The sequence below is a fragment of the Nonomuraea maritima genome, assembly GCF_900100395.1.
Classification (GTDB): Bacteria; Actinomycetota; Actinomycetes; order Streptosporangiales; family Streptosporangiaceae; genus Nonomuraea; species Nonomuraea maritima.
The window spans coordinates 141,128-150,940 of the sequence record NZ_FNFB01000018.1 but is presented as its reverse complement, the minus strand read 5'-3'; the positions used below and the strand labels follow the sequence as shown (position 1 = coordinate 150,940).

The following is a 9,813-nucleotide window of genomic DNA, read 5'->3' as shown; positions in this document are numbered from 1 at the left end:
GTCGATGCTGACGGTGAACTCGACCTGGCCGATCGAGTCGTCCTTGACCTGCATCTCCTCCAGCAGCCGCGCCCAGGTGCCGTCCTGTTCCCAGCGTTTGAACCGCTCGTAGCAGGTCTGCCAGGGCCCGTACCGCTCGGGAATGTCCCGCCACGGCGCGCCGGTCCGCAACCGCCACAAAATGCCGTCGATCACCTGCCGGTGATCACGCCAAGGACGGCCCCGGCCGTCCATCGCCGGCAGCAGCGGCTCGATACGTGCCCACGCCTTGTCCGTCAGCTCACCACGTCGCACCACGACCGACATTCAACAGTGCATGTAGATCGTTTGTCAGACACTCTCTAGCGGCGAGGCCGAATCCCGCGATGCACGCCGGAGGGGCGACCCGGCGGGCCTGCCGGGCTTTCCTCCCTGAAAAGGACCGGGCGGGCCCCGTAAGAGGCCCGCCCAACTGCACCGCAAAAGGACCGGCAGGCCCCGATGAGGCCCGCCGGGGTCGGTCGTCAGTGGAAGAAGTGGCGGGTGCCGGTGAAGTAGAGCGTGATGCCGGCCTTCTGGGCGGCCTCGATGACGAGGTCGTCCCGCACCGAGCCGCCCGGCTCCACGATCGCGCGCACGCCGGCCTCGGCGAGCACCTCAAGCCCGTCGGGGAACGGGAAGAACGCGTCGGAGGCGGCGACCGCGCCCGACACCCGCTCCCCCGCCCTGGCCACGGCCAGGCGGCAGGAGTCGACCCGGTTGACCTGGCCCATGCCGACGCCCACCGTCGCGCCGCCGGCGGCGAGCAGGATGGCGTTCGACTTCACCGAGCGGCCGGCCCGCCAGGCGAACTCGAGGTCGGCCAGCACCTCGGGCGAGGCGGGCTCGCCCGTCTTGAGCTCCCACTGCGCCGACGAGTCGCCGGACGCGTCGACGCGGTCGACGGTCTGGACGAGCAGGCCACCACTGATCTTGCGGAACTCGGTCGGCTCCGACGGGCCCTCGGGGCAGAGCAGCAGGCGCAGGTTCTTCTTGCCGCGCAGGATCTCCAGCGCCTCGGCGTCGAAGCCGGGGGCGACGACGACCTCGGTGAACACCTCGGCGATCTGCCGCGCCAGCTCGCCGGTGACCTCGCGGTTGACGGCGATCACGCCGCCGTACGCCGACACCGGGTCGCACGCGTGCGCCTTACGGTGCGCGTCGGCCACGTCGGCGCCGATCGCGATGCCGCACGGGTTCTGGTGCTTGATGATCGCCACGCACGGCTCGGAGAAGTCCCATGCGGCCCGCCACGCGGCGTCGGAGTCGAGGTAGTTGTTGTACGACATCTCCTTGCCGTGCAGCTGCTCTGCGCCGGCGAGCCCACCGGGGCCCGCCGTGTAGAGGGCTGCCCGCTGGTGCGGGTTCTCGCCGTAGCGCAGGGTCGCCTTGCGCTCGTACGCGAACCCGGCGAAGTCGGGGAACGCCTCTTCGGTCTCGTCGAGACCGGCGAACCAGTTGGCCACGGCCACGTCGTAGGCGGCGGTGTGCGCGTACGCGACGCCCGCGAGCCGCTTGCGCTCGGCCAGCGTGAAGCCGCCCGCGGAGATCGCGTCGAGCACGTCGCCGTACGAGCCGGGGTCGACCACGACGGCGCAGGTGCTGTGGTTCTTCGCCGCGCCGCGGATCATGGCCGGGCCGCCGATGTCGATCTGCTCGACGCACTCGGCCTCGGACGCGCCGGAGGCCACCGTCTGCTGGAACGGGTAGAGGTTGACCACCACGAGCTGGAACGGGTCGATCTCGAGCTCTTCGAGCTGGGCGACGTGGTGCGGCTTGGTGACGTCGGCCAGCAGCCCGGCGTGCACCCGCGGGTGCAGCGTCTTGACCCGCCCGTCGAGGCACTCGGGAAAACCGGTGAGCTGCTCGACCTTGGTCACCGGGATCCCGTACGACGAGATCGCGGCGGCCGTGCCGCCGGTCGAGACGATCTCCACCCCGGCGCCGTCAAGGGCACGAGCCAGCTCTTCGAGCCCGGACTTGTCATATACAGCGATCAACGCGCGCCGGATGGCGATGCGAGTCACGTGGATTCCCCTCCTGTGTCACTTACCAATGCGGACCGTACGTCCGCTGACCGTCCAGCCCTCTCGGACCATCCGGCCGACGACGTCGACGAGCAGACGGCGTTCGACCGCCTTGATGCGCTCGTGCAACGTCGCCTCGTCGTCATCCGGAAGCACCGGCACGGCTTCCTGGGCCACGATCGGCCCGGTGTCGACGCCTTCGTCCGCCAGCATCACCGTGCAGCCGGTCACCTTCGCCCCGTGGGCCAGCGCGTCGCGCACGCCGTGGGCCCCGGGAAAGGACGGCAGCAGCGCCGGGTGGGTGTTCAGCACGGGAAAGGCGTCGAGCGTGGGTTTGCCGAGAATCTTCATGAATCCCGCCGACACCACGAGGTCGGGTTCGTACGCGGCGATCCGGGTCGAGATGACTTCATCCCATTCGGCCCGCGTCGAATAATCACCCAGCTTTTCAACAAAAGTCGGGACGTTTGCCCTGGCAGCCCGGGACAATCCCTCGATCCCGTCCCTGTCGGCGCCGACGGCCACCACACGAACTCCGTATGAAGGGTCGACGGAAGCGTCCAGAAGGGCCTGTAGGTTTGTTCCAGAGCCGGAAACGAGGACGACAAGCCGCCCAGCCATAGACACGCGCACTCTCCACAGAGGAAACAGGGTGGGGGTCACAGGGTATCCGTTCCTCGTCCGGCGACGCAGAGGAGGTCAGGTGTCGACACCGGTGCAGGCGCCGGCAGGCCAGCAGCCCGCGGACTCCGCAGGGCGCCGAGCGATCTGGTTGGCCATCGCAGCGCTCGCCATGACGTTCATGCTGCCCCTCGCGGGGCTGGTGATGGCGCTGTTCGCGCTCATGGCGGGCGTCAGGGCGGTCCCCCTGCTCAAGGGCGAGGGCAAGCCCACGGGCGTCGCCTTCGGCGGCATCATCGTCTCGTCGATCGCGTTGTTCCTGTCGACCGCCGCCACCGCCATGCAGGTCTACCTCATGGACGAGTACTCCGCCTACCAGGAGTGCATGAAGGGCGCCGGCACGGTGTCGTCCCAGGGTGAGTGCTTCGCCGAGTTCCGGCAGTCGGCCGAGCGCAAGCTCCCGCCCGACGTGCTGGAGATGCTCGGCACCGTCCAGCCCTGACCCCGACCGGTCGGAGTCAGGGCTGTCGGAGAGGGTCAGGCCGCGGGTACGATCCGCTGCACCCAGGAGAAGACCTCGGGCGACTTCGGCTTGACCGTGACGCTCAGCCACTGGCTCGCGGTGTCGCCGAACGTCTCCAGCCGGGTCAGGTTGGGCACGCCCGCGTAGTGCGGCTCGGCCTCCTGGACGTGCTCGTCGCCGTGCACGAGAAGCACCGGCTTGCCGTACGCGCGGGAGCGCTCGAGGATGCGCTCGCGGATCTCGGTGAAGCCGTCGCTCGCCGTGGGCTCGGCCTGCAGCAGGAGCAGCACGCCGGGGGCGTGCTCACGCTCGGCCGCGTCGAAGGTCTGGTCGATCCAGTCGAGCGCGGCGGCCTTGCGCGCCTCGTACTCCGCGAGCCGGAGCTCGGGCCGGTCGCCGCCGGGCAGCTGGTCCCACGGGGCCAGGCCGTTGGAGCTGCCGACCACGTGCACGGTGGCGAAGACGACCCGCTTCTCGGTGAAGCGCACGTTCTCGACGTAGTCGCCGTGGTCACGGTCGCGGGCCTGGGTCTCGACCTTCATCTCGTGGACGCCGAGGGTGCGGCCGGGCACCGGGTAGAAGATGCGGCGCATCGCTTCGAGCCGCTCCGTCGGCAGGAACCCACCGGCCGCGGTGCGGTGGCAGTCGGTCCAGTCGTTGTCGCCGGGGGTCAGCACGAAGGGGTCCTCGAAGGTCTCGTAGAGCCCCTTCGTCGCGGTCAGGTGGGCGTCGTCGCACGAGGTGGAGCCGCTCTTGACGTCGCCCGCGTGCATGACGAGCCGCACGTCGTCGTCGGCGTTGACGTCCGCGACCAGGCGAGGGAACGCCGCCTCCTGCGCCTGGCCATAGGGGGTGTCGCCGAGCAGGGCGAAGGTGAAGGAGGGGCCCTGGCCGGCGGCGGAGGCCACACCGGGCGCGACGACACCGGCGGTCAGGGACGCGGCGACCATGGCGGTGGTGAGAAGCACATTACGCATGTGCCGACTGTCTTCCCCGCCCGCTTCCGCTCGGTTACGGGAAGCCGACACCCCAGGGAACCCGGGCTGACGATCTTCGTTTCCGCGCGGGAATGCGTCAGTCGCGGTCCCAGGCGTACGGGTCGAGGTAGATCACGTGGCCGCCGCGGTCGTCGGACTCGTCGACGATGTCCCGGCGCGGCGGGCCGGCCGGTCCCGGCTGTTCCGGGCGCGGCCGGGCCTGGGCGAGGGTCTCGGCCTCCGCCGAGGCGTGCTCGTCCTGCCAGTCGTCCCTGATGACCGGGATCTCCTGCGTGTCGGCCTCGGTGGCGTCCATCCAGTGGCCGGGCAACGGCCGCGGGTCCGACTCGGCGAGGCCGACCTTGCTCGCCGCCTTGGCGAGCGCCGCGCCGGCCTTCCGTACAGGGGCGGCGGCCTTGTCGAGGGGCACCCGGGCGCGCTTGTTGAGCAGCAGCAGGTTGGTGACGCCCGCCGAGATGCCGGCGGCCACGCCGACCTCCAGAGCCACCGACACCGCCACCTCCCACGGGGACGGCCCGACGGTCGCCAGCCGTCCCCCGCCGATGGGCCCGCCCGACAGGGCCGCCAGCACCCCGGCCACGAGCCCGGTCGAGACGCCGGTGAGGAACCCCCACAGCGGCGCGGCCTCGTACGACGGCGACGGCGCGATGCGCGCCACGAGCACGCCCGCCGCGGCCCCGGCGGCGAACGGCAGCGCGATCACCGCCATCATCCAGACCGGCACCGTGCCGCTCTCCGGCAGCGCCCCGAACAGCGGCAGGCTCGGCACCGTGCCGAGCTGCACCCCCGTGGGCGCGACCAGCGTGTCGGCGCCGATGGCGAAGCCGGGCCCGGCGATGTAGGACATCGCCCAGACGACGGTGTTGAGCAGGTAGAGCAGCTGCAGCAGCACCAGCAGCACGCCGCCCACGAACCCGGGCGACAGCACCTCCGACAGCTCCCTGACCTGCCCGAAGTTCAGGACCACCGCGACCAGCACGAGCACGAGCCCGGCCACGAGGAGCACCGCCGTGGCGACCGCCGTGCCGACCGTGAGGGCGCGCACGCGTTCGGGCAGCAGCCGCAGCATGATGCGCCACGGCCCGATCATCCGCGCCGTGGCCAGCGACCCCGCGAGGAACGCCAGCAGGAAGTGGCTGAGCAGCGCCTCGCCGATGAACGGCTGGGTCACCTCGTTGCTCGCCACGATCGCGATCAACCCCGCCAGCAGCGCGTACGGCGCCGCCAGCGACACCCCGGCCTGCACCACGAGGACGAGCTGCGCCCGGCGGCGGGCGTCGGCCTGCTCCTTCGGGCTGTTCTTCGGCAGCCGGGCGGGCAGTCGCAGCCGCAGGTCGGCGTCGCGGGCCATCCAGCGGCCGGCGCGGTAGAGCAGCACGGCGGGCAGGATCATGAGCCCGAGCGGCAGCAGGCCGACGCGTCCGCCGGAGATCGCGAACCCGGCGTGGTGGGCGGCCAGCCAGAGCTGCGCCGCCGTACGGAAGACGCCGGGCAGCCCGGCGCCGAGGGCGCCGCTGGGCGCGGCGATCCAGCCGACCAGGGTGAGGGTGGTGAGGGCGGCCAGGCCGACGCCGAGCGTGGCGGCGGCGGCCAGCATGCCCGACACCGGCAACGGCCGTCTCGCGTCGTCGTGGTCGCTCGAGGCCCCGGGGATCTTGCCGAGCATTGACCGGGGGGCGGTACGCAACTGGTCGAGAATCGCCGTCACAGTAGGCGATTTTCTCAATCTTTCCCGACCGGCGCTTGGTTGACGCGCCGCCCTCCGCCTACTTTGTGCCCCCCAAGACGCGCGAAAGCCCCGTACGGCGAGGGCCGCACGGGGCTTTTCGCAGGGGTGCTCAGCGAGCCTGCATGATCTCGCGCATGAGGCGAGCCGTCTCGGAGGGGGTCTTGCCGACGCGGACGCCGACCTTCTCCAGGGCCTCCTTCTTGGCCTGGGCGGTGCCGGCCGAGCCGGACACGATGGCGCCCGCGTGGCCCATCGTCTTGCCCTCGGGGGCGGTGAAGCCCGCGACGTAGGCGACGACCGGCTTGGTGATGTGCTGCTCGATGTAGGCGGCGGCCCGCTCTTCCGCGTCGCCGCCGATCTCACCGATCATCACGATGGCGTCGGTGTCGGGGTCGTCCTGGAACGCCTGCAGCGCGTCGATGTGCGTGGTGCCGATCACCGGGTCGCCGCCGATGCCGACAGCGGTCGAGAAGCCGAAGTCGCGCAGCTCGTACATCAGCTGGTAGGTCAGCGTGCCGGACTTCGACACCAGGCCGATGCGGCCGGCGGTGGTGATGTCGGCGGGGATGATGCCGGCGTTGGAGGCGCCGGGCGAGGCGATGCCGGGGCAGTTGGGGCCGATGATGCGGGTCTTGTTGCCCTTCTCGACCGCGTAGGCCCAGAACTCGGTGCTGTCGTGCACCGGGACACCCTCGGTGATCACGACGCAGAGCGGGATCTCGGCGTCGATCGCCTCCTTGACCGCGTCCTTGGTGAACGCCGGGGGCACGAACACGACCGACACGTCGGCGCCGGTCTGCTCGATCGCCTCCTTGACCGTGCCGAACACGGGCAGGCCCTCGTGCGTGGTGCCGGCCTTGCGGGCGTTGACACCGCCGACGACCTTGGCGCCGGAGGCGAGCATGCGGCGGGTGTGCTTGGTGCCCTCACCGCCCGTCATGCCCTGAACGATGATCTTGCTGTTCTCGGTCAACCAGATGGCCATGGGTCACGCACCTACCGCAGCGAGCTCGGCGGCACGCTTGGCCGCTTCGTCCATCGTGTCTACCAGCTCGACGCGCGGAAGCGCGGCGTCGGCCAGGATCTGCCGCCCGAGCTGGGCGTTGTTGCCGTCGAGGCGCACCACCAGCGGGTGGGAGACGGCCTCGCCGCGGCTCTCGAGGAGCTTGAACGCCGAGACGATGCCGTTGGCGACGGCGTCGCAGGCGGTGATGCCGCCGAAGACGTTCACGAAGATCGACTTGACGCTCGGGTCGGAGAGGATGATCTCCAGGCCCGCGGCCATGACCTCGGCCGAGGCGCCGCCGCCGATGTCGAGGAAGTTGGCGGGCGACGGCTTGCCGGGGAACTGCTCGCCCGCGTACGCGACCACGTCGAGCGTGGACATGACCAGGCCGGCGCCGTTGCCGATGATGCCGACGTCGCCGTCGAGCTTGACGTAGTTGAGGTCCTTCTCCTTGGCCTTGGCCTCGAGCGGGTCCTCGGCGGCCTTGTCGGCCAGCGCCTCGTGCTCGGCCTGGCGGAAGGAGGCGTTGTCGTCGAGCGTGACCTTGCCGTCGAGGGCCTTCACCTGGCCGTCGGCGGACAGGATCATCGGGTTGACCTCGACGAGCGTGGCGTCCTCGTCGACGAAGCAGCACCAGAGCTTCTCGATGAGCTCGGCGGCGCCCTCGATCGCCTTGTCGGGCAGGCCGCCGGCCTGCGCGATCTCGCGGGCCTTGGCGCGGTCGACACCGGTCAGCGCCGAGACGGGCACCTTGGCGACCTTCTCGGGCGCGCTGTGGGCGACCTCTTCGATGTCCATGCCGCCCGAGGCGGAGCAGATCGCGAGGAACGTACGGTTGGCGCGGTCGAGCAGGAAGGAGAAGTAGTACTCCTCCGCGATCGCGCTGGCCTCCTCCACAAGCACCTTGTGGACCGTGTGGCCCTTGATGTCCATGCCGAGGATGGCCTCGGCCTTGGCCACGGCGTCGGCGGCGTCGTCGGCCACCTTCACGCCGCCGGCCTTGCCCCGGCCACCGGTCTTGACCTGGGCCTTGACCACGACGCGGCCGGTCAGCTGCTCGGCTGCCGCCCGCACCTCCTCAACCGTGTGGGCGACGATGCCGCGTGGCACCGGGATGCCGTAGTCGGCGAAGAACTCCTTCGCCTGATGTTCGAACAGGTCCACGAGGGTCCGTCCTCTTCCATGTGGTCGCTCGCCCTCCTCGCTCGCGCCGCGGACCGCCTCGCCGTTCAGGCGTTCCGCTCTGCTCGCTCCGTCGGGTTCGCTCCCTGCTTATCCGACTGATGTTCGACGGCCCGGGCAACCCCGTGCGTGCCGGGCGTTTCCGCCAGTGAAGCCTAGCCCGAAGCTTGACCCTCCCCGGTCATCGGGTCGCGGTTCTTCCACTCTGTGACGCTGATCTCACCACCCATGTCGGGCATGCACGAAAAAAGCACAAATAACCCGCCATGCGCCCCGTACTCGATATATGGTCGTGATCTTCCAATGGCAGGCTTGCGCCGCTCTCCATTTCCGGCGAAGGAAACGCATGACGCGAATTGCCGCGGCTCCGGCATCGACGGTCGTTCATGACCGCCGACGCCGCCATGCCCGAGAACGGGTGCGGGCGCCGCGAATATGCGCTGTCACGCCGGAAGCAACGGGGGCGACCCGGGACGATTCACCGCCGAGGAGCACGGAAGACACGCTCAGCGACTGGGGCGTGACGAAAGCGCCGCCTTTGGTCTGGTACTCGACAACGACGTTCCGGCGGCAGGAAAGCCCGCCGCCGGAGGAGATTCTCCATGGCTCTTCGAGTCCGCTCGGCCGCGTCCCGTAATCGCCTCACGCGATGAGCGCGAGGCCGTACGCCGGCCTTGCCAAGGAACACCAGCTCTTTCACTCGACAAAAGGAAAAACACCGCATGAAGCGCATCCTGACGGGCGTGGCGTTAGCCACGACCGCCGCCCTGGCGACCGCCACCCCGGCGATGGCCGCCGCCCCCAAGAACCCCGTGGTCGCGGTGAAGAAGACGTTCACCGCCGGCAAGGGTGTGAAGTTCACCGAGCGCACGACGGTCGCGGTGGACGGCGACAGGCAGATCTTCACGCGCCGGTCCGGCACCCTGCAGGCCGGCAAGTCGGGCATCGCCGCCTCCGACATCACCGCCAAGATGAACATCACGTCCAAGGATCTCGACCAGATCGAGGACGTCCTGGGCGACAGCGAGCTGGGCGAGATGATGCGGGCCATCGCCAAGCCCGAGCACACGATCAGGGTCGGCAGCACGGCGTACATGTCCGGCAACATGTGGTCGGTGCTGCTGCCCGAGGGCCAGACCTGGTTCAAGGCTCCCAACGGGCCGGCCGGCGGCGTCATGGGCATGTACGGCCAGCCCATCAACGCGGCCGAGACCGGCACGCTGAAGACCCTGCTCAAGGGCGCCAAGCCCACGAGCAACGGCTACGCGGGCAAGGTCTCGGTGAACGCCCTGTGGAAGGCCTCGCCGTGGCTGCAGTCGTCCTGGCGCGGCATGGTCAACCCCAAGTCGAAGGTCTCCATCTCCTGGCGGCTCACCGTCGACAAGAAGGGCCTGCCGACCAGGCTCGTGTCGACGTACCCGATGTCGCTGCTGATCGGCGAAGGCGGGCAGGGCACCTTGAGCGTGGACACCACCTACTCCGGCTGGGGCTCCAAGGTCTCCATCAAGGCGCCGACGACGTCCGTCGCCGACAAGATGGCCGACGGCGAGACGGAGATCCCGCGTCTGCAGATCCCGCTCGGCAGCCTCGCCGACTGACGTCCTGACCGATCGGCCCTTCCCCGCCGCCCGGCGGGGAAGGGCTTTTCGCCGTACGGGGGGGCGCCGCGGCGTTCTCGCGTGGCGGGGTTGCTCGCTGTACGGGGGCAC

Annotated in this window: 9 protein-coding genes; 2 read left to right on the top strand and 7 right to left on the bottom strand. The window is 70.2% G+C overall.

What is annotated here, in order from left to right; genetic code table 11:
• The 3 genes from BLR04_RS25780 to purN all read right to left on the bottom strand — a co-directional run.
• On the bottom strand, positions 1 to 297 hold a 297-nt coding region (locus BLR04_RS25780; protein WP_143022195.1), incomplete at its 3' end, for an IS5 family transposase.
• A 206-nt stretch (positions 298 to 503) separates the two neighbouring features.
• Positions 504 to 2,045, bottom strand: a complete 1,542-nt coding sequence (gene purH / locus BLR04_RS25775) for a bifunctional phosphoribosylaminoimidazolecarboxamide formyltransferase/IMP cyclohydrolase (protein ID WP_090769912.1) — start codon at positions 2,043 to 2,045, stop codon at positions 504 to 506.
• Positions 2,046 to 2,063: 18 nt separating this feature from the next.
• The gene (purN, locus tag BLR04_RS25770; RefSeq protein ID WP_090769946.1) at positions 2,064 to 2,666 is read right to left on the bottom strand and encodes a phosphoribosylglycinamide formyltransferase; all 603 of its coding nucleotides are present in this window, start codon (positions 2,664 to 2,666) and stop codon (positions 2,064 to 2,066) included.
• 82 nt (positions 2,667 to 2,748) lie between these two features.
• Between purN and BLR04_RS25765 the strand changes: the two genes are divergently transcribed.
• Positions 2,749 to 3,168, top strand: coding sequence for a hypothetical protein (locus BLR04_RS25765; RefSeq protein WP_245740500.1), 420 nt, complete (start codon positions 2,749 to 2,751; stop codon positions 3,166 to 3,168).
• Between the two features lie 35 nt (positions 3,169 to 3,203).
• Here BLR04_RS25765 and BLR04_RS25760 read toward each other — a convergent pair whose 3' ends face one another.
• The 4 genes from BLR04_RS25760 to sucC form a co-directional block, all read right to left on the bottom strand.
• Entirely contained in the window at positions 3,204 to 4,166 is a 963-nt protein-coding gene (locus BLR04_RS25760; protein ID WP_090769908.1) for a metallophosphoesterase, read from the bottom strand.
• Between the two features lie 97 nt (positions 4,167 to 4,263).
• A complete protein-coding gene (locus tag BLR04_RS25755) occupies positions 4,264 to 5,895 on the bottom strand; it encodes a cell division protein PerM (protein WP_090769906.1) in 1,632 nt (543 codons plus the stop codon).
• 130 nt (positions 5,896 to 6,025) lie between these two features.
• Positions 6,026 to 6,901, bottom strand: coding sequence for a succinate--CoA ligase subunit alpha (gene sucD, locus BLR04_RS25750; RefSeq protein ID WP_090769904.1), 876 nt, complete (start codon positions 6,899 to 6,901; stop codon positions 6,026 to 6,028).
• 3 nt (positions 6,902 to 6,904) lie between these two features.
• Positions 6,905 to 8,086: an ADP-forming succinate--CoA ligase subunit beta gene (sucC, locus tag BLR04_RS25745; protein ID WP_090769902.1), complete on the bottom strand. Its 1,182-nt coding sequence runs from the start codon at positions 8,084 to 8,086 to the stop codon at positions 6,905 to 6,907.
• A gap of 740 nt (positions 8,087 to 8,826) precedes the next feature.
• On the opposite strand from sucC, the gene BLR04_RS25740 reads away from it, so the two are divergent.
• Positions 8,827 to 9,702 carry a hypothetical protein gene (locus BLR04_RS25740; protein ID WP_090769900.1) on the top strand — a complete coding sequence of 292 codons (876 nt, stop codon included), beginning with the start codon at positions 8,827 to 8,829 and terminating at the stop codon, positions 9,700 to 9,702.
• The last annotated feature ends 111 nt before the right edge of the window (positions 9,703 to 9,813 follow it).